The organism is Rathayibacter sp. AY1A7 (assembly GCF_002930845.1).
Classification (GTDB): domain Bacteria; phylum Actinomycetota; class Actinomycetes; order Actinomycetales; family Microbacteriaceae; genus Rathayibacter.
Genome location: NZ_PSTL01000004.1, coordinates 145,592 through 165,163, shown reverse-complemented (window position 1 = coordinate 165,163; position 19,572 = coordinate 145,592). Strand labels below are relative to the sequence as shown.

Below are 19,572 nucleotides of genomic sequence, written 5' to 3'. Positions count from 1 at the left end.
AGCGGGCGTCCCTCTTTCGAGGGTGGTGTTATCGGCTGAATACACTTCGGCGGGCGGCCGCTTCACGGCTGCTTCGCCGTTCTCCGCCGCCTGTATCCGTTGCGCGGGATTCCGTACTCAGGCGGACGTGCGCTCCCGGAGGGCCGTACGGCGGGGGATCATCGCCCGGCGGCCGCGCAGCCCTGTCCCGGATCTCGGAGTGCGGCCCCGCGCCAGATGCGCACCGGCGCGACCACCTCCCAGCCGAGGGTGAGGTAGAGGGGGCGGCCGTCCGTGCTGGCGACGAGGAGACCGCTCCGTGCACCCTCGGACCGGGCCCAGGCGGTGAGGGCGTCGACGACCCGCCGTCCCAGCCCGCGTCGGCGGAACCGCGCATCGGTCTCGATCCGGTCCAGAACCGCGACCGTCCCGTGCACGGCGGCGGTGCCCTGAGCGGCGACGACTCCGCCGACCAGCAGCCGGACGCTCGCCACTCCGTCGGCGGCCTCGAGCACGGCTCCCGCGAGCAGGGCACCCTCGGCGGTGCGGCCCGGGCCGAGGAGCGCCGCCATCAGGCTCTCGTCGCCCGCGACGAGCTCCAGCCCGGCGGCGGGCGCGAGGCGGGCGTCTTCGCCCAGGCCGATGACCGTCAGCCACTCCTGGGGCCCGGCCACCCGCTCGGCGCCCGCCTGCGGCGCGGAGGGCGACGGATCGACCAGGATCCGCTCCCGCGTGCGCGACTCCGCTCCGACATCGACCAGCCATGCCCCGTCCTCGCGGACGCGCTGCACGCCGCGTGCCCGGCACCAGCCCTCGACCCAGTCGTCCACCCGCTCCGTCGTCGTGATCACGCCCCGAGAGCAGCCGCGACCGGACGGGCGCGATCGTGGGAAGCGGGTTCTCCCGGCGGTGGCCGTCGATCCCCAGCAGGACCGCCCTCGCGCGGATCGCACCCCGCGCACCGCGATCCGCCGGGTCCTCCCGTTGTCAACCTCAGTGCCACGGCGCCGTCCCGGCCCTACCGTCGGCGCGAGACATCCGCTGCACCGCCGGGACCCTGACGGCCGTGCCGAGAGTGAGGGGCCGATCCGATGCCCAGGCAGGACGGCGACCCGCGGAGCACCACCCGAGTGCTGCGCGAGCTGGTCGCCGCGTTCGAGGATCCGGGGGCCGTGCACCCGGCGCTGGCGCGGCAGGTGCGGAGCGCCGCCCGCGAGCTGCTCGGCGCGTCGGAGCGGGAACCGCTGCGCCTGCGCGTGCGGATGCCGACCCGGGATGGTCCCGCGCTCGGTCGTGGACGAGGTGCCCGATCCGCCCCCGGTGCCGCCCGCCGCGCTCTGACCCGACGGCGCTCGTACACTCGGACGATGCGACACGGCATCGTCATCCTCCCGCAGGACCCGTGGGCCGAGGCCCGCCGGAAGTGGCAGTCGGCCGAGGGCCTGGGCTTCGACCACGCGTGGACCTACGACCACCTCTCCTGGCGCTCCCTCGCCGACCAGCCGTGGCACGCGACCGTCCCCACCCTCACCGCTGCCGCGATGGTGACCGAGACGCTCCGCCTGGGCACGTTCGTGGCCTCCCCGAACTTCCGCCACCCGGTGCCGTTCGCGAAGGAGATCGCGACGCTGGACGAGATCTCGGGCGGTCGGACGATCCTCGGGGTCGGCTCGGGCGGCACGGGCTTCGACGCGCGCGTGCTCGGGCAGCCCGACTACTCGCCCCGGCAGCGGCACGAGCGCTTCACCGAGTTCGTCACGGCCCTTGACGCGCTGCTGCGCTTCGAGGAGCCCGGCTCGGGCGGAGTGGACCTCGAGGGGGAGTGGTTCACCGCCCGCTCGGCGCGGATGGTGGGCGAGCCCGTGCAGCGCCCCCGCGTCCCGTTCGTCCTCGCCGCGAACGGGCCGAAGGGCCTCGCGCTCGTCGCCGAGCGCGGGCAGGGCTGGGTCACGACCGGCCCGGAGGGAGTGTCGAGCGAGGAGTGGTGGCGGGCGGTCGCGTCCCTCTCCCGGCGGCTCGATGCGGCGCTCGAGGCGGCCGGGCGCGACCCGCGCACCGTCGAGCGCCACCTCTCGCTCGACTCCGGGGGCGACTACTCCCTCGAGAGCGTCGCCCGGTTCGAGGACATGGCCGGCCGGGCGGAGGAGCTCGGCTTCACGGACGTGATCGCGCACTGGCCGCGGCGCGACGGCGTCTACGCGGGCGACGACGAGGTCCTCTACGAGGTCGCCTCGCGATTCTGACCGGGCCTCGGGGGCTCCGGAGCGGTCCTCAGACCGCGCGGGCGCTCCCGCGGTCGACGAGACGCGCGGGCAGGAGGCGGATCGACGGCTCCTCGCCGCGGGACGGCTGCTCGATCCGCTCGACGAGCGTGTCGACCAGGTGCGCGCCGAGCTCGGCGGCACCCGTCTCGACGTAGCTGTAGGGGAGCGAGAAGTCGCGGGCGAACTCGGCCGAGTACAGGCTCACGACGGACAGCTGCCCGGGCACGGCGACAGCGCGTCGGCCCAGGATCGCGGGAAGCATCGCGATGGTCCGGTCGCTGTGGACGACCAGCGCCGTGAGTCCGGGGTTGTCGTCGAGGAACGCCGTGATCATCGGCTCGACGGCGTCGGCGGCGGTGGCGGCCGGGCGCATCACCAGCTCGATCCCGAGCCGACCGGCGGTCTTGAGAGCCGACTCGCGGAACCGGAGCCCGTAGGTCCCTCCGCGGTCGAAGACGCGCTCAGGAGGGGTGACGAGACCGATGCTCCGATGCCCGAGGGCGCCCAGGTGCTCGATCAGCAGGCGGGCCGCGTCGCCGAAGTCGAGGTCGAAGACGTCCACCCCGGAGGCGTCCGCGGGCACGCCGAGGGCGGCACCGGGCCGCCGCGAGGCGCGCAGGACGGGCAGCCGGTCGTCGTCGTCCGCGACGCTCAGGAGGATCAGTCCGTCGACCTGGCCGGAGCGCGTGAGTCGGCGGACGGCAGCCGCCCCGTCGGCCTCGGTGGCCAGCAGCACGTCGTAGCCGAGCTCGCGGGCGCGGGCCGTGATGGGGAGCACGTACTCGACCATCGCGGGCGCGAACTCGTCCGGGTCGAAGTGGACGAGCAGGCCGAGCGCCATGGTGCGGCGCGTCGCGAGCGCCCGTGCTCCGGCGTTGACCGTGAAGTCGAGCTCGGCGATCGCGTCCTCGATGCGCTTGCGCGTCTCGGCGGAGATGCTGCGCTTGCCGGAGAGGACGTACGACACAGTGCTGCGAGAGACCCCTGCCGCTTTCGCGACGTCTCCGATCGTGGCCATCTCCACCCCCGCTCGAACCGTGTCGAGAGTGGCAGTGCGGCGCGGCGCACGCAACTCGGGCGCCGCGTCCCCGGAGCGAGGACCGGACGCTGCGGCTCCGACGCTCTGCTCGTCCACGGCGCGGCCGTCCCCGTCGGGGAACGTCCGGTCCCGACGACACGCCGACGCGGCCGGGCGCACGAGGTGCCCGGCCGCGTCAGGGCGTTCTGGACGGATCAGCCGCAGCGCGCCGCACCGTAGGCCGGTGCCGTGGATCCGCTCGCGGCAGCGCCGTCGACCGTCCCCGCGATCCGCACGTCGAGAGCGCCGGCTCCGACGCTCGCAGCGCGGGTGCTGAAGGCGGCTGAGACCGTCTTGCCGGGAGCGACCCCGGTGAAGGTCTTCGTGCCCCAGGCCGAGCCGATCGTGATGTCAGCGGCGACCGCGCTGGTGTTGGTCGCCGTCCCCGTGATCGTGACCTTCCCCGCGGTGCAGCGCGAGGCCGCCGTGCCGCTCACCGTCAGGCCCGCTGTCCGCCCGACGAAGGGCGTGACCGAGATCCTGTCGATGTTGGGCGCGTACTGCGAGGTGAGCAGGACGCCGGGGAAGGTGTCGGAGAGGTAGGTCGTCCCGTCGAACCCCGGGAGCTCCTTCGAGGTGATCGCGATGGTGTTCGAGCCCTTCCTGAGCGTGACCGGCACGCTCAGGTCCCACAGCTGGTTCTGGTGGAACGTGTGCGGGAAGAGCACGCGCTGCGTCACTCCGTTGACCGTGATGTCCGCGTGGCGGGCGAGCGGGTCGGGGTTGTAGTGCGTCGCGGGGGACTGCTCCTCGTTGGAGTAGCGCAGCGTGAGCGCGTAGGTCCCGTCCTGCTCGGCCTTCACGTCGCCGAAGGTCAGGGTCGAGTCGCCGTCGCGTCCGCCGCCGATGTTCCCGACGGCCTTGCCGCCCGACGCGAAGGACAGGTCGCGGACCGTGGCGGGGCCGGTGATCGTGGCCGCCTCCGCCTCGTAGCTCGTCGTCGCGGGCGGGTTCGCGCTCGCTCCGATGACGATCCGATCGACGAGGAGCGTGCCGCTCGTGCCGACGACCTCGATCTTGTTCACGCCGCCCGAGAGGAAGACCTGGCGGGTCGAGCTCGCGCCCACCGGCCCGACCTTCACGTCGTTGACGTAGAGGTCGCCGGTGCCGCCGCCCAGGGTGTCCACGGTCACGGAGGACGGCGCGTCCTTCGCGGAGTAGCCCCAGACGGTGGTGGAGGCGCCGCTGGTGAGCGTCGCCGTGCCCGAGCCGGAGACGCCGGCGCGGGAGTAGTCGGCCGTCGCTCCGTTGTCGAGCGTGCCGGTCTCGGCCTCGTGGATCGAGGTCGCGGCGGCCGCGCTGGGGAGGGAGAGCTCGATCTTGTCGACGATCGCGTCGCCCACGGTCGACTTCGTGCCGGCGAGGTTCTTCGCGGCGAGCGAGATCGTGTGGGTGCCGGCGGTCAGCTTCACCTTGGTGTCCGCGTGGTCCCAGACCACGAACTTGTAGGCCAGCGGAAGGAGGATCTCCTGCTCCGCAGCGCCGTCGACGCTCAGGAACGCGTTGATCGGACCCTGCTGGGCGTTGGCGGCGTAGGTGTTGAGGGAGTTGGCGAAGACGCTGAGGTCGTACTCGCCGTCCTTCGGGACGGTGACCGCGAAGTCGAGCTTCAGGTCACCGCCGGTGCGGATCCCGCCCACGTTGCGTCCGCCCGAGGTGTAGAAGCCGCCGACGTTGGTCGGCGAGCCCTCGGGTCCGTTGAGGTTCCGCGATCCGGTGTAGCGGGCGTCCTCGGCCTCGTACTTCTGGCGGAAGTCGACGGGCGAGGCGGACGGCGACGACGCGTTGGCGCCCGGGGTCAGGACGACTTCGTAGGCGGAGTCGATGTCGAGCGCGGGGAGGGATCCGCCGAAGTCCAGCGAGAGGGCGCCGTCCACGACGGACGCGTCGAACTCCTTGACCGTCTGCGGGGCTCCCGAGTCGCCGACCTGGCCGGTCCAGCGGATCTCGCTGACCTCCACGTGGACCTTCGAGCCGAAAGTGGCGGCCGGGATGCGCTCGAACGCGACCTTCTGCGAGCCGCCGACGCCTCCGAAGAGGGCTCTCGCCTGCTTGGCCGCGGTGTCGAGGGTCGCGACGCCCTGGAGGGTGTAGCTCTGGCCGGGCTTGGGCGGCGTGACCGCGACGGTGTCGCCGGTCATCGAGGCGTAGGCGTTGAGGAGCCACCACTGGCCGTTGGCGCGGTTGGCCTGCACCGCGGAGTCGGAGAGGTTGCCGTCGATGTTCCAGTAGGCGATGTCGCCGTCGACCTTCTTGTCCTCGAGCGCGCTGATCCACTGGACCATCTGGCCGGGCACGGAGGTGTGGTAGTTGAAGGCGTACTCGTTGAGGTTCACCGGCAGGTGCTTCCCGGCGTAGGACGTGCCCGCGTACAGCTCGTCCTCCCAGGCCCGGAAGCGGTCGACGTTGGTGCGGATCTCACCCGGGGCGCTCAGCTCGTGCCAGGTCATCACGTCGGGGACGGTGTCCTGCTCGAGCGTGTGGGTCATGAACCCGCGGACCTGGTCGTAGAGGACGCTGGTGTTCGGTCCGGCGATGCGGGCGTCGGGCATCCTGTCGCGGATCAGCGCGTAGGTGCTGTCCCAGGCCGCGAAGAACGCGGTCGGGTCCTCCAGCCAGCTCTTCCCGTCGTAGCTCCACTTCCCGTTGCCGAACATGTTGCCCTCGGGCTCGTTGAACGGCACGAACACGATGTTGTCCTGGTACTCCTCGGGGAGCGCGAGCACCTGGTCGACCTGCGTGGCGATCTTCGCCTGGTAGTCGGCCAGCTTCTCCTGGGGAGTGCTGCCCGGCCACTCGTAGGGGAAGCCGCGGTAGATGTCCGTCATGTAGATGTAGGTGTCGCCGTCCGAGGTGTCGGCGACGGCCTTCGCGACGCTGAGCGCGTCGGCGCCCGGATGCTGCGGCCCGTCCTGCGCCTTGGTCGAGACCGTGCGCAGGTCGATCCCCTCGAGGAGGTTGTCGGAGGGGAGGCCCTCGCCGTAGACCCCGTAGAGGGTGCCGGACGCGCCGCCCATGAACTCCCCGGTGCTCGTGCCGAGGTCGATGGTCATCTCGTCGAGTGCGCGCACCGTGACGGTCGCCGTGATCGCGGTGCCGAGGCCGGTGACGGTGCCCTTCACGGTGAAGGTGCCGCGCTTCGCGTACGCGGAGGCGGGGACGCTCTCCCAGGTGACCGGGGCGTCGCGGTTCACGCCGTCGGAGTAGGTGGCGGGGACCCCCGGCAGGGCCGGCGCGACGCCGATGCCGGTGGTGACCGCGACGCTCGTCGAGAGAACGCCGGTGACGGCCGGCGCGGCGTCCCCCGCCAGACCCCGGACCTGAGCGGCGGTCAGAGCCCGGTCGTAGACGCGGAAGTCGTCGATCGCTCCGTCGAAGTAGGGGTGCACGTTCCAGAGCGCCCGGCCGATGTTGCCGCTCTTGGAGGCGGAGGCGGAGTAGAGCTGCTTCGCGAGATCGACGGAGGCGGGAGCCGTCGCGACCTGCAGACCGTTGAGGTACAGGGTCACGGTCGTGCCGTCCATCGTCGCGGTGACGTTGACCCACTGGTCCTTCTGCAGCGGCGAGGAGCTGGAGACACCGGTCTCGCCGCCGTCCTTCAGCTGCTTGATGATCGCGCGGGCGCTGCCGCCGTCGAACGACGGAGCGAAGGCCGACGCGGCGTCGGGGCTGATGCCCAGGCACCACAGCCACTGGAAGCCTCCGGTGCCGGACCACTTCGTCCAGGCGGAGACGGTGGTCTGCGTCACGCCCTGGAAGAGCCCGTTCGGCACGGTCAGGTACGGCGCGGAGGTCGAGTTCGCCGCGCCCCCGGGAAGGTCGATCGCGGTCGTACCGGCCTTCCGACCCGCGACGTACGTCGCTCTCGCGCTGTTGACGACGGTGCCGTCGAGCTTCTTCGACGAGAGGTCGGCGACCGTGGATCCGGACACCTGCCCCTGCTCGAAGTCGTACTGGAGGATGAGCGCGTCGGCGGGGACGGAGGTGTCGGCCGCGGAGGCGGACTCGGCGCTCGGGAGAGCGACGGCGAGGGCGGCGAGTGTCGCGGCACTCAGCGCGAGGGCGAGGGAGCGGGTGCCGCGCCTCGGGGAGGACATCGTTGTCACGCTGGTCACTTTCTGTGGGGACAGCCGGCCGGACGACGGCGGGCGTCGGTCCGGGGTCGGAGCAACAGTGCTTCGAACCGGTTCGACAAAACTAGGTTCCGCGCCTGCGACACGCAAGAGGACCTGAGAAGTTCCTCGTCCGGCTCGCAGGTGCCGGCGGCCGCTCGGGCTCTCGCCGGGACTCGTCAGCCCGCCGGAGCAGCCGTCGCCGCGACGCTCGACGGTGAGCGGACGGGCGCGCGTCGCCGGGGGAGTGCTGCTGATCGGGATGCTCGCCGGATGCACGGCGGGCCCCTCCGCTCCCGTCGACGACCGGATCATCGTCGCCGCGGAGACCGGCGACCGGCCCGCAGGAGGACGTCCTGGACGCGGTCGAGGGGAGCCGCCCGGACTGGCTGAGCCCCGACGGCGTCCTCCCGCGGTGACCCGCGGGACCGCGGCGGCCTGTGCCGCGTGCGGGAGGATGAGGGCATGACGCTCCCTCGGCCGACGCTCCTCTCCCCGCCGCTCCAGGACCGGCTGGCCCGGTGGTTCGACGAGGAGGCGCCGCCGGCCCCCTCGGTGAGCTGGGCCCTGTTCGACCGCAGCGGGCTGCTCGTCCACCACGGCCGCGGCGAGTACCGCCTCGACGGCGCCGCTCCCGGGCCCGGGACCGTGCACCGCATCGCCTCCATGTCGAAGAGCTTCGAGGCGGCGGCGGTGCTGATCCTGCGCGACCGCGGGCTGCTCCGCCTCGACGACCGCGTCGCCGACCACGTGCCGGAATTCGCCGATCCGCTCGACTCCGCGGGCCTGCCGCTGCCCGTGACGATCAGGATGCTCCTCAGCAACTGCTCGGGGCTCCCGGAGGACAACGGCTGGGCCGACGACGTCATGGCTCTGACGCGGGAGGAGTTCCTCGAGGTCGTCGGCCGCGGGCTGACCTTCACGGAGCGGCCGGGTGAGGTCTACCAGTACTCGAACATCGGCTTCTGGCTGCTCGGCGTGCTCGTCGAGAACGTGACCGGGGAGGACTTCCCGTCCTTCGCGACGCGGACGATCCTCGAGCCGCTCGGCCTCCACGACACCCGCTACGACAGCGGCGACTACCCCGACGGCACCGACCTGGCGGCCGGCTTCAGCACCTTCGACGACGGAGCGACCTGGGTGCCCCGCCCCGTGACCGGCACCGGAGCGGGCGCCTGCGCCGCGAGCATGTTCAGCACGGTCGGCGACATCGCCCGCTGGAGCGGCTGGCTCTCCTCCGCGTTCGAGGGCGAGGACGGCGCGGACGACGACCCGGTGCTGAGCCGTGCCTCCCGCCGCGAGATGCAGCGCGGCTGGACGCCGGTCCCCGCGCTGAGCCCTCGCGCCGTCGAGAGCACGCTCGACGGCTCCGCGTACGGGTTCGGCCTCGTCGTCGAGCACGACGTCCGCTTCGGCGGGATCGCCCACCACTCCGGCGGCCTGCCGGGCTGGTCGTCGAACATGCGGTGGCATCTGGAGTCGGGCCTGGGGGCCGTGGTCTTCGCGACCGCGAACGGGGCGAAGCTCGCCGCCGCCGCGACGGGACTCCTCCGCGCCGCCCTCGAGGACACCGCTCCTCCGGCGCGGACCATCACCCTCCTCCCGTGGACGCTCGCCGCGGCCGCCGCCGTCGAGGCCGCGATCGTCGCGGGAGACCTCACCCGGGCGGGGGAGCCGGGCAGCGGCGCCCTGTTCAGCCCCAACCTGCTGAGCGATGTGCCGGCCGACGTGCGCGCCCGCCGCCTCGCCACGGCGATCGCGGAGATCGGCGGGCTCGCCGAGGACCCGACCGCGAGGCCGCTGGTGGAGCGGCTGCTCTGGAGCGCCTCCGCGGCGCAGGCGGCCTTCCTCCTGCCGGGCCGCGACGGAGAGCTCGAGTGCCGGCTCGAGACCACGCCGACCGTCCCGGCCCTGATCCAGCGCCTCGAGATCGTCGTGCGCGAGGCTCCGACGGCTGCCCTCCCGGTCGTGCGCTTCTACCGCCCTCGGGCCGGCTAGCGGTCGAAGACGAGGCGCGGACGCGGCGGACCTCGACGCTCCCGCATCGAGAACGGCGGGCGGCCCGCGAGGGACCGCCCGCCGTCACGCTCCCGCGGTCAGCGGATCGTCGTGCTCGCCGTGTCCGCGTTGCTGCGGATGGACGGGTCGGGCGTCTTCGTCGAGAACGCCGCCGCCAGCGCGGTCGCCGTGCCCGAGACGGCCGCCCTCACCGTGATCTTCTCCGACACGGTCCGCCCGTCCGCCAGGCCGGCCCGCTGGAACCCCACGACGTTCCCGACCCTGGTGTACGAGCCTGTCGCCGAGACGAACTGCACACCCGCGGGCAGGACGACCTGCGAGAAGACCGACCCAGACGCAGCCGGACCGGCGTTCGTCGTGATGAGGGTGTAGGTGAGCGTCCTCCCCTTCACCGCCGAGGCCGGCCCGGAGAGGTCGACGCGCAGATCGGCCTTCGTCGCGACCTGCTTCGGCGAGACCGTCAGCGTGCTCGTCGCCCGAGCCGTGCCCGCCGAGTTCGCGGCCTGGATGCTGAAGGTGGTGGTCCCGGCCGTGGTCGGCGTCCCGGAGAGGCGCCCGGTCGCGTCGAGGGTGAGTCCGGCGGGCAGTGCGCCGGAGACCAGGGAGACCGATGGAGCGGGCGTGCCGCTCACCGCGTAGCGGAAGTCGTAGGCCGAGCCGACGACGCCGGCCGCGACCGTCCCGGAGAGGGTCGGCGCGACCGTCGGCGACGACACGGTGACGGTGCTGGTGGTCTCCGCGGAGGCGGTGCCGGCGCGGGCCGCCAGCGTGAACGTGAAGGTGCCTGGCGCGGACGGAGTCCCGGTCAGGCGCCCGGCCGGAGTCAGGGTGAGGCCGGACGGGAGCGCACCGGAGGAGACGGCCACCGACGGCGCGGGGAAGCCCGAGACGGTGTAGCCGAAGTCGTAGGGGGTGCCGACGACGCCCGGCCCGGGGGTACCGGAGATCCCCGGTGCAGCGGCGGCGGGGGAGACGACGACGGTGCTGGTGGTCTCCGCGCTCCCCGCAGCGCTCGAGGCCCGCAGGGTGAAGGTGGAGCGTCCGGCGGTCGTCGGCGTCCCGGTCAGGCCGCCACGATCATCGAGGCTCAGGCCGGCGGGGAGCGTTCCGGAGACGAGCGAGACCGTCGGCGCCGGTGTGCCCGTCACGCTGTAGTCGAAGTCGTACGGGGTGCCCACCGTCGCGGCGGGCGGGTCGCCGGCCAGGGTCGGCGCGACCGTCGTCTCCGCCACGGCGAACGTGTGCGGGGCCCCGACGGTGGCGCCGAAGGGGTTCCGCGCGGAGACGGCGAAGGTGGACGTGCCCGCGGTCGTCGGCGTGCCGGAGAGGACCCCGGACGCGCTGAGGGACAGGCCGTCGGGGAGGGAGCCGGAGGCGACCGCGAACGAGGCGGGGCGGTCGGCCGCGAAGGTGTACGAGGCGGCCGCTCCGAGCGGCCCGGACGCGGGAGGAGCATCCGCCGTCAGGACCGGACGCGGGCCCCGGGCGAGCACGTGATCGGGTCCGGCTGCGAGAGCCGTCGTGCCGGCGAGGCCGGCGGGGAACTGCAACTGCCCGGCCGAGCTCCGGCCCCAGCCGACGATCGTGCCGTCGCCCTTCAGCGCGAGGCTGTAGTCGGACGCGGCGGCGATCGCCACGACCCCGGACAGGCCTTCCGGCACCGTGGTCTGGCCGTAGTCGACGACGACCGAGTCGGAGCTCGCGCCCCAGGCGACGACGGTGCCGTCCTCCTTCAGCGCGAGGCTGTGGGTCTCTCCCGCCGCGACGGCCACCACGCCCTCGAGCCCCGCGGGGACGTCGGTCTGCCCGTAGAGGTCCCAGCCCCAGGCGATCACCCTCCCGCCGGACACGGCGAGGCTGTGGCGCTGGCCCGCGGCGATGGCCGTGACGCCTCCGAGGCCGGCCGGGACCAGGCCCTCGCCCAGCCCGTTGCTGCCCCACGACGTGACGGTGCCGTCGTTGCCGAGCGCGAGGCTGTTGTCGCGGGAGGACGAGATCGCGACGATCCCGGTCAGCGCGGCACTCCTCGAGACCTGCCCGTCGCCGTCGTAGCCCCAGGAGACGACGGTCCCGTCGCTCTTCAGCGCATGGCTGCTGTAGTCGCCGGCGGAGACCGCGACGACCCCCGTGAGACCGTCGGGGACGCTGGTCTGCCCGTACGACCCGCGGCCCCAGGCGACGACCCCGCCGTCGCCGTTCGCGGCGAGGCTGTGGGTCCGGCCCGCGGCGAGGGAGAGGACGCCCTCGACCCCGGCCGGGACCGTGGTCTTCCCGTCGGTGCTGCTTCCCCAGGCCGCCACCCCGAGGACCGGGGCGGACGGAGCGGCGACCGCCGCGAGAGGAACGGCGGTGCCGACGAGGAGCGCGACGGCCGCGATCAGCCCGAGCAGACCCCGCCGGAGCCGCCGCGCCGCTCCTGGATCCCGCGGCTGCGACGTGCCGTCCTCGACGGCGGGCGGACGAGGGACGGTGCTGGAGCGCATGTGCTGCCTTCGATCGGGACGGCCCTCATCGGCCGTCCTCGAACCGTGGCACGGCCGTCCCGCCGCTGACAATGTCCTCTAGCGGCCCTGTCCGGAAGAGGGCGCCGCGGAGCTCCGCGGAGGGGACGTAGGCCCGGTCTCACTGCGGCCGAGCGCTCCCGCCGCGGGCCCGTGACGGTCAGCGCATCCCGAGGGACGCCGTCGCGTCCTGACCGCTCAGCGGGGTCGGAACGGGGACCCCGACCCTCCCGCGTACGGAGCGTCCGCCTGGTCGAAGTCCCAGCGGCCCGCGGTGGACGGGCGGACGACGGGGGTCTTCGTCGGGGTCGGCGTCGCCGACGGCGCCGGCGCGGCGGCCAGCCCGGCGTGCCAGCGGAAGATCGCATCGATGCCGTCCTGGTTCACCCACGACGGTGCGTTGTGGCCGAGCGCGTGCGTCCGGACGGTCGCCTCCCTGGCCGTGGCCGTCGCCTTCTTCACGAGGGCGAGCCCGTGCAGTGCCGGCGGCACGCTCGGGTCCGGGTGGGCCGTGTCGGACACCACCGCGCGGATGTTCGCGCCGGCCCAGGCGGAGGCGGGCAGCCGCTTCGGGTTGTGGGAGTCGATCTGAGCGGTGCTGCCGCCGAAGGCACCGCCGATCGAGAAGCGGCCCCGCGTCGTGCGGTCGTGGGTGTCGCGGAGGTCGTAGACGCCGTTGACCAGGTAGACGCCGTTGATGCCGGGGAAGACTCGCGCGCCGTAGTCCTCGCACGCGAGCGCGCCGCCGGCCGACATCGCCCAGAGGTAGCTGGCGGCGATCGGGAACTGGCCGGAGAGGTAGGCGTAGCCGTTCCGCTGGTGCTTCTGCGCGGTGTCGTTGGTCCAGATCGTTCCGCCGAGCGTCTGACAGATCGCGATGGCGCCCCGCTCGACGGCGAGCTCGGCCGGGTACGCGAAGACGCTGGACAGCGAGGTGTGGTCGGCCTGCGCGGAGTGGATGAACCAGATCACCGGTACCGCCGCGGCCTGCCGCGGCTTCACCGTCTGCGGCACGAAGATCCGCGCGAGGTCGCCCGCGATCGAGACCGTGAGGACGTCGTAGAGCACGCCGCGGTTCTTCGTCCGGACGTTGATCGTGCGGGTCTTCTCCCCGGGCAGGCCCGGCACGGGGGAGGCGGCGGCGGAGGCGGCCGGGAGCGTCGCCGCGCCCAGAGCGAGAGCACCCGTGAGGGCGCCGCCGACGACGGTGCGCCGCCGGAGGCCGGGAGTTCGAGAGGGGGGTCCTGCGGAATCGTCGGGGGACACGGGGGCTCCTCGTGCAGGGACCGCGAACCGACGAGGTCGGCGGAGCGGTCCGGGTGGGCGGGGGGTGTGCCTGCAACGCTAGCCGGAGGACCGGCCGGACGACCCGTCGATGCGCGCCAGTCGCGGGACGGCGGAGGGACGACGCCGCACGGACGGAACGGTCGGCGGCTCGGCGACCGCATCGGCGGCGGATCGAGGCGCTCAGGAGGCGAAGGAGAGGCCCGTTCCTGATCGTCCGCCCCGCCGGTTCCGACCCTTTCGCCCCGTTTGGGAGCACTTCCCCGCACCGGTCTGGCCCCCCGGTGTGAAGGCTCCCAGGTTCCTCGCGCTCGTCGGCGGACCGGTGCCAGCGTGAAGGGACCGAGAAGCAGAAGGAGAAACGTCCATGACTCTTCGACGAACTCTTGCCACCCTCGCCCTCACGGGCGCCATCGCCTCCGTCGGCGTCGTCGCTGTCGCGACGCCCGCCTCCGCGGCCGAGGTCGCGAACGGACAGTACGTGAACGCCGGGAACTACGCGTGCGGAGCCCAGGAGGTGGCCACCGGCGCCACCCTCGGACCCGAGGGCGTCCTGCGCCAGCGCGCTCTCGTCTTCCGCAACTGCGGGTCGAGCACGGTCGAGCGCAAGGCCGACATCATCGCCGACTTCGACGGCAGCTGCTACTCCGTGGCGCCGGGCAAGGCCCGAGTCCTCGACGCGCTGTTCGTGGCGGCGGGACGCAACACCTACCGCGCGTCCAAGGCCTGCTGAGCTCGCGTGCTCCGCCGGAGGGGCGGGTCGGGGACATCCCCGGCCCGCCCCTCCGGCTGTCCGGAACGACCACGCCGTCCGAGCCGTCCTCCCGCCGACCCGCCCGCGGATCACTCCAGCACAGGCCCCAGCTCCGCCAGGACCTCCGCGACCCGGGCCCGCGCCCGTGCATCCAGCCCGCGGACCGGACGCGGGAGGCAGCGCGCCTCGGCGAGACCGAGCTGCTCCGCCATCGCCGCGACCACGCGGTAGCTGCCGCCGTGCTCCGCGAAGAGGTCCCAGACGGGCTGCAGGCGCGCCGATCCCGCGATCGCCGCCGCCTCGTCGCCCGACTGCGCCGCCCGGGCGATCGACAGCGCCGTCCGCGGGAAGAGGCCGCCGATCACCGAGTACCAGGCGTCGCAGCCGCCGAGCAGCCCGCGCGCACCCGCGGCGTCCCCCGAGACCCCGACAGTGACCCCCTCCGGCACCCGCGCCCGGATCTCGCGGACGCGCGCCGCCGCGGCGCCCGGTCCCTCCGGCACGCCGGGGATCTTGAGGGAGGCGACCTGCGGCAGCCGGGCGACGGCCCCGTAGAGGTCGTCGGAGAAGGAGAAGCGCGTCGTCCCGGGGTTGTCGTACACGACGAGCGGCACCGAGAGCTGAGCCGTCACGTCCTCGTAGAGCCCGAGCACGTCCTCGTCCGTCAGCGGCTGGTAGCCGAGCGGCGCCAGGAGCACCGCGCTCGCCCCGGCGCTCTGCGCGTCCTCGGCGAGCGCCAGCACCTGCGAGGTGCGCAGCGCCCCGATCCCGACCACGACCGGCACCGGACCGGCGCTGCGGACGGCGATCTCGGCGGCGCGCCGGCGCTCGCCGCGGTCCAGGTACGGAGCCGAGCCGGTCGAGCCCAGTGCGCCGATCGAGTCGACTCCCGCCCGCGCGAGCCGCTCGACGAGAGCGGCGAACGACCGCTCGTCGATGCTGTCGTCGCGGAGCGGAGTGAGGGGGAAGGCGCTGAGTCCGGTGAGCACGTCGGTCCGTTCGCTGGGGGCGGGAGGGGCCCGGCCAGTCTCCCCGGCGGCAGGGGCCCGGTCGAGGCCAGAACCGCCGGGGGCCGGGGGACCAGCCGTCACTCCGCGTCGAGCACCACTCGGGAGTGGAGTCCGAGCCGGTCGAGGAACGCCTCGTCGTGGCTGACGACGACCAGGCCGCCCCGCCAGGCGGCGAGAACGTCGACGAGGTGGTCGGTCGTGGCGAGATCGAGATCGTTCGTCGGCTCGTCGAGCACGAGCAGCTGCGGAGCGGGCTGCGCCAGCACGAGCCCGGCGAGCGCGACGCGGAACCGCTCGCCGCCCGAGAGCGACGCGATCCTCCGATCGACCACGTCGCCGCGCACCAGGAGCCGCGCGAGGGCGTTCCGCAGCTCGACCGCCGGACGATCCGGCGCGGCCCGGGAGACGTGCTCCCGCACGGTGGCCTCCTCGTCGAGGAGTCCCTCGCGGCGCTGGGGGAGCCAGCGGACCCGCTCCGTCAGCGCTCGGGCCGTGGTGCCGGCGAGCGGATGCTCCCGCGCACCCGGCGCCCCGACGAGGTGCTCGAGCAGGGTGGTCTTCCCCGTCCCGTTCGCGCCGACCACGGCGATCCGCTCCGGCCCCTGGAGCACCGTCGTCCGGCCGCGCACCGTCACCTCCGCCAGACGGCGCCTGGCCGCGACCCCGGGGTCCGGCAGGTCGAGGCGGACCCGGTCGTCGTCCCGGACTGCTCGCGACGCTGCGTCGACCTGCTCGCGCGCCCGCGCCTCCGCGGCCCCGTGCCCGGAGCGCAGCCGTCCCGCGGTCGCCTCGGCTCGTCCTCTCCGCGCGTTCGCGAGGATCGCGGGCATCGACTCCGCCGATCGCGCCCCCGCCCGCGCCCGGCGGGCGATGGTCGTCTCGGCCGCGATGCGCTGCCGCCGCTCGGCGCGGAGAAGCCGGTCGGCGTCGCGCAGATCGCGCTCCGCGGCCGCCTGCTCGAGGGCGAGCCGCTCCTCGAACGCCGAGAGCGTCCCGCCCGAGGTGCGGACCGCCCCGTCGCGCAGCTCCGCGATCTCGTCGACGTGCTCGAGCAGCTCCCGGTCGTGGCTGACGAGCACGAGCGTCCCGCGCCACCGGTCGACCAGGTCGAGCAGAAGCCCTCGGGAGCGCCGGTCGAGGTCGTTCGTCGGCTCGTCGAGCACGGCGATCGGCCGACCGCGCAGCCGGACGCCGGTCACGGCCGTGAGGACGGCCTGCCCTCCGGAGAGGGTCGCGACCGGCCGCAGCAGGTCCGCCTCCTCCAGGTCGAGACCGGCGTCGCCGAGTGCGGCGAGCGCTCGGGCCTCGAGGTCCCAGTCGTCCGCGAGCATCTCGAAGTGCCGCGGATCCGCGTCGCCGCGGAGGATCGCGTGCAGAGCGTCCAGGCGATGCCGGATCCCGAGGAGATCGGCGACGGTGTCGTCGGGCCCTCGCCGGAGGCGCTGGGGCAGCAGGTCGACGGGTCCCGTCGTCGAGACGCTCCCGGCGGTGGGGGAGAGGCCGCCGGTGACGAGGCGGACGAGGGTCGACTTGCCGGCGCCGTTCGCGCCGACGAGACCGGTGCGCCCGCGTCCGAACGCAGCGGTGACGCGGTCGAGGACGACGGAGCCGTCGGGCCAGGCGAACGTGCAGTCGTGGAGGACGACGGCGGGCGGGGTGGTGCTGGAAGTGGAGGGCACGGTGCTCCAGGGGTCGGTGTCGGCGCACGACGACCACCGGACTCCGAGGGAGCAACGGCTCGCCCCTGAGGGGCGGGCACGGGGGACGTCAGTGCGAGAGCAGCTGCTGCGTCGTGGACGCAGTACCGGTGCTGGAGCGCAAGAGTCCGTCTTCCGTGCGGGGAGCCCCCGTGACCGCGAGCCGCTGGATCGGCCGGTGTGGCGGCCGCACCGACGTCGCGGCTCGCGACGAGGTACCCGACGACCGTACGTGCCCGTCGATACACGCGCAACCGTGACCGACTGCTCGTCCGCCGCCTGCGTCCGTCGGCGCCGTCGCGCGGCTCGCGGCGGACGGCTCTCCCCCCACGGCGGAACGGCCGGACCGCCCTGGTATGCACGCTGCTGCCCACCGGTCGAGGGGGTCGCCGGCGGGCCCTCCCGTCGCCGGGCCCTCACTACGCTGAGCCCATGGTGACCATTCGCGACGTCGCGGCCGATGCGGGGGTGGCCCGCAGCACGGTGTCCTACGTGCTCTCCGGCAACAAGAAGCTCCCGGAGGCGACCCGCCTGCGCGTGCTCGCGAGCGTGGAGCGGCTCGGCTACCGGCCCGACCCGATGGCGCGGGCCCTGGCGCTGCGGCGCACGAACATCCTCGGCTTCTTCGCCTCCGTCGATCCGGAGTCGCGGCAGACCGATGTCGACGTCTTCATGCGCTTCGTGCGGGCGGCGATGTACGCGGCCCGCGCCCGCGGCTTCGACCTGCTGATGATGGGCACGGGCGAGGGGGAGCTCGCGCGCGACGTCCTCGCCGATGCGCTCGTCGTGATGGACATCCGCCGGGACGACCCCCGGCTGCCGGTCCTCGCGAGCATCGGCCTGCCGACCGCGCTGGTCGGCTACCCGGGCGAGGGCAGCCCGTTCAGCGCGATCGACCTCGACTTCGACGGCGCGGCGCGGGTCGCCGTCGACCACCTCGCCGACCTCGGGCACGTCGAGATCGCGGTCCTCGGGATGGGCCCCGACGCCTACGAGAGCGGCTACGCCTTCGCCCTGCGGTTCCGCGAGGGCTTCCTCGACCAGTGCCGCCTGCGCGGCGTGCGGGGCGCCGTCATCCCCAGCACCGACGACGTCGACGACTGGTTCGAGCAGGCGCAGGAGCAGCTCCCCGGCCTGAGCGCCGTGGTCACGCACGGGCCGGGCGTGCTCGAGCCGTTCCTGCAGCGCCTCAGCGGCCTGGGCCTGCGCGTCCCGGAGGACTGCTCGATCATGACCATCGCCCCGGAGGCGGTGATGCGGCACGCCGACCAGCCGGTCACCGTGGTGGACCTGCCCGGCGACGAGATGGTCTCGCGGGCGGTCGACCTGGTGCTCGACGAGCTCGCCGGCACCGCGACTCCGGGAGTGACGGAGCTGCTGCCCGCGGTGGTCGTGGAACTCGGCACCACCGCGCCCTTCTCGCCGGGCACCAGCCGGGGCGTCGTCCCCTCGTGGCGGCGGGCGCGCGGCTGACGTCGCCGGGTCGTCCGGAGCGTTCCCCGGGCGATCGGTGAACCGGTTCTCCGAAATCTATTGAACCGGTTCTCCGACTCGGTTAGGCTCGCCACGACTTCCGGACGGACCGCCCCAGCGGGCGCCCCCGGAGGGTCTTCCCGGCGCGAGCGCTCCGCTCGTTCCGACCGTATTCAGAGAGGAATACCGTGAAGAACAGCATCCGACGAGCCGCAGGCGCCGCCTCCCTCGTCCTCATCGCCGGAGTCGCCCTCAGCGCGTGCAGCGCACAGGGAGCGGGCGACGACTCGTCGAAGTCGCTCACCCTCTGGGACAGCTTCACCCAGTACGACGCGTCCTCCCCCTACGGCCAGCTCCTGGCCGGCTGCGAGGCCTCGACCGGGATCACCCTCGAGCGCACCTCCGACCCCGACCTCACCACCAAGCTCCTGCAGTCGGCCGCGTCGAAGACCACGCCGAACCTGGTCGTCCTCGACAACCCCAACGTCGCGAAGTTCGCCGACACCGGCCTGCTCGTCGACAACGCCGCCTCCGGGCTCGACACCAGCGACGTCCTCCCGAACGTGCTCGCCGCCGGCCAGCTGGACGGGAAGACCTACGGCTCGTCGATCGGCTCGAACACCCTCGCGCTCTTCTACAACAAGGCGCTCTTCGAGGCAGCCGGCGTCACTCCGCCGACGACCTGGGACGAGCTGACCACCGCCGCGAAGGCCCTCACCGCGGGCGACGTCACCGGGCTCGGCTTCTCCGCGGTCGGCACCGAGGAGGGCACCTTCCAGTTCCTGCCCTTCTTCTGGGGCTCCGGTGCGACCCTCGAGGACATCTCCTCCGACGACGCCGTCTCGGCGCTCGCGCTCTGGACCGACCTGGTGAAGAGCGGCTCGGCCTCGCAGGCGAACGTCAACGCCAACCAGCAGGACGTCCGCGACCAGTTCCTCGCGGGCAAGCTCGGGATGATGGTCAACGGCACCTGGCAGCTCTCCGCCCTCGACGAGGCGGGCATCGACTACGGCGTCGTGCCGATCCCGGCGAAGGACGGGGGAGCGGCACCGAGCCCGCTCGGCGGCGAGTTCGTCGAGGTGGTCGCCTCCGACGCCGCGAAGCAGACCCTCGCCACGGAGTTCGCGCAGTGCGTCATCCAGCCCGACAGCCTGAAGGCCTGGGCGGCCGGCCAGTCGTACATCATGCCGTACGCCGACGCGGCCGCCGAACAGGCGACCGAGGACCCCGCGCTCCAGCCGTGGGTGGAGGCCATCTCGGTCGCGCAGGGACGCACCAGCGACCTCGGCGTCGCCTACCCCGACACCTCGAAGGCGCTCTGGACCGCGATCCAGGAGTCGCTGACCGGCTCGAAGACGCCGCAGGCGGCCCTCGACGACGCCGCGGCGAGCCTGAAGTAGC

The 19,572-nt window shown here is 73.6% G+C and carries 12 protein-coding genes; 5 read left to right on the top strand and 7 right to left on the bottom strand.

What is annotated here, in order from left to right; genetic code table 11:
* Positions 1-158: 158 nt before the first annotated feature.
* The gene (locus C5B95_RS17710) at positions 159-830 is read right to left on the bottom strand and encodes a GNAT family N-acetyltransferase (protein ID WP_219813823.1); all 672 of its coding nucleotides are present in this window, start codon (positions 828-830) and stop codon (positions 159-161) included.
* A gap of 240 nt (positions 831-1,070) precedes the next feature.
* On the opposite strand from C5B95_RS17710, the gene C5B95_RS05740 reads away from it, so the two are divergent.
* Entirely contained in the window at positions 1,071-2,222 is a 1,152-nt protein-coding gene (locus C5B95_RS05740; protein ID WP_258059828.1) for an LLM class flavin-dependent oxidoreductase, read from the top strand.
* Positions 2,223-2,250: 28 nt separating this feature from the next.
* Here the strand turns inward: C5B95_RS05740 and C5B95_RS05735 are convergent, their stop codons facing one another.
* Together C5B95_RS05735 and C5B95_RS05730 are read right to left on the bottom strand one after the other, a co-directional pair.
* A complete protein-coding gene (locus C5B95_RS05735; RefSeq protein WP_104348690.1) occupies positions 2,251-3,261 on the bottom strand; it encodes a LacI family DNA-binding transcriptional regulator in 1,011 nt (336 codons plus the stop codon).
* Positions 3,262-3,476: 215 nt separating this feature from the next.
* Positions 3,477-7,418 carry a LamG-like jellyroll fold domain-containing protein gene (locus C5B95_RS05730; protein ID WP_104348672.1) on the bottom strand — a complete coding sequence of 1,314 codons (3,942 nt, stop codon included), beginning with the start codon at positions 7,416-7,418 and terminating at the stop codon, positions 3,477-3,479.
* A gap of 480 nt (positions 7,419-7,898) precedes the next feature.
* Between C5B95_RS05730 and C5B95_RS05725 the strand changes: the two genes are divergently transcribed.
* Entirely contained in the window at positions 7,899-9,431 is a 1,533-nt protein-coding gene (locus C5B95_RS05725) for a serine hydrolase (RefSeq protein ID WP_104348671.1), read from the top strand.
* 98 nt (positions 9,432-9,529) lie between these two features.
* Here the strand turns inward: C5B95_RS05725 and C5B95_RS05720 are convergent, their stop codons facing one another.
* Positions 9,530-11,935 carry a putative Ig domain-containing protein gene (locus tag C5B95_RS05720; protein ID WP_104337297.1) on the bottom strand — a complete coding sequence of 802 codons (2,406 nt, stop codon included), beginning with the start codon at positions 11,933-11,935 and terminating at the stop codon, positions 9,530-9,532.
* A 216-nt stretch (positions 11,936-12,151) separates the two neighbouring features.
* Positions 12,152-13,219: a hypothetical protein gene (locus tag C5B95_RS05715; RefSeq protein WP_104337298.1), complete on the bottom strand. Its 1,068-nt coding sequence runs from the start codon at positions 13,217-13,219 to the stop codon at positions 12,152-12,154.
* A 385-nt stretch (positions 13,220-13,604) separates the two neighbouring features.
* Between C5B95_RS05715 and C5B95_RS05710 the strand changes: the two genes are divergently transcribed.
* Complete coding sequence (locus tag C5B95_RS05710) at positions 13,605-13,970, top strand: hypothetical protein (protein WP_104232590.1); 366 nt, start codon at positions 13,605-13,607, stop codon at positions 13,968-13,970.
* Between the two features lie 110 nt (positions 13,971-14,080).
* On the opposite strand, the gene C5B95_RS05705 is transcribed toward C5B95_RS05710, so the two are convergent.
* A complete protein-coding gene (locus C5B95_RS05705; RefSeq protein WP_104232591.1) occupies positions 14,081-14,980 on the bottom strand; it encodes a dihydrodipicolinate synthase family protein in 900 nt (299 codons plus the stop codon).
* A gap of 98 nt (positions 14,981-15,078) precedes the next feature.
* On the bottom strand, positions 15,079-16,680 hold the full coding sequence (locus tag C5B95_RS05700) for an ATP-binding cassette domain-containing protein (protein WP_104337299.1): 1,602 nt from the start codon (positions 16,678-16,680) through the stop codon (positions 15,079-15,081).
* Positions 16,681-17,130: 450 nt separating this feature from the next.
* Between C5B95_RS05700 and C5B95_RS05695 the strand changes: the two genes are divergently transcribed.
* Positions 17,131-18,171, top strand: coding sequence for a LacI family DNA-binding transcriptional regulator (locus C5B95_RS05695; protein WP_104317098.1), 1,041 nt, complete (start codon positions 17,131-17,133; stop codon positions 18,169-18,171).
* A 188-nt stretch (positions 18,172-18,359) separates the two neighbouring features.
* Positions 18,360-19,571, top strand: coding sequence for an extracellular solute-binding protein (locus tag C5B95_RS05690; protein ID WP_104232593.1), 1,212 nt, complete (start codon positions 18,360-18,362; stop codon positions 19,569-19,571).
* Position 19,572 lies beyond the last annotated feature (1 nt).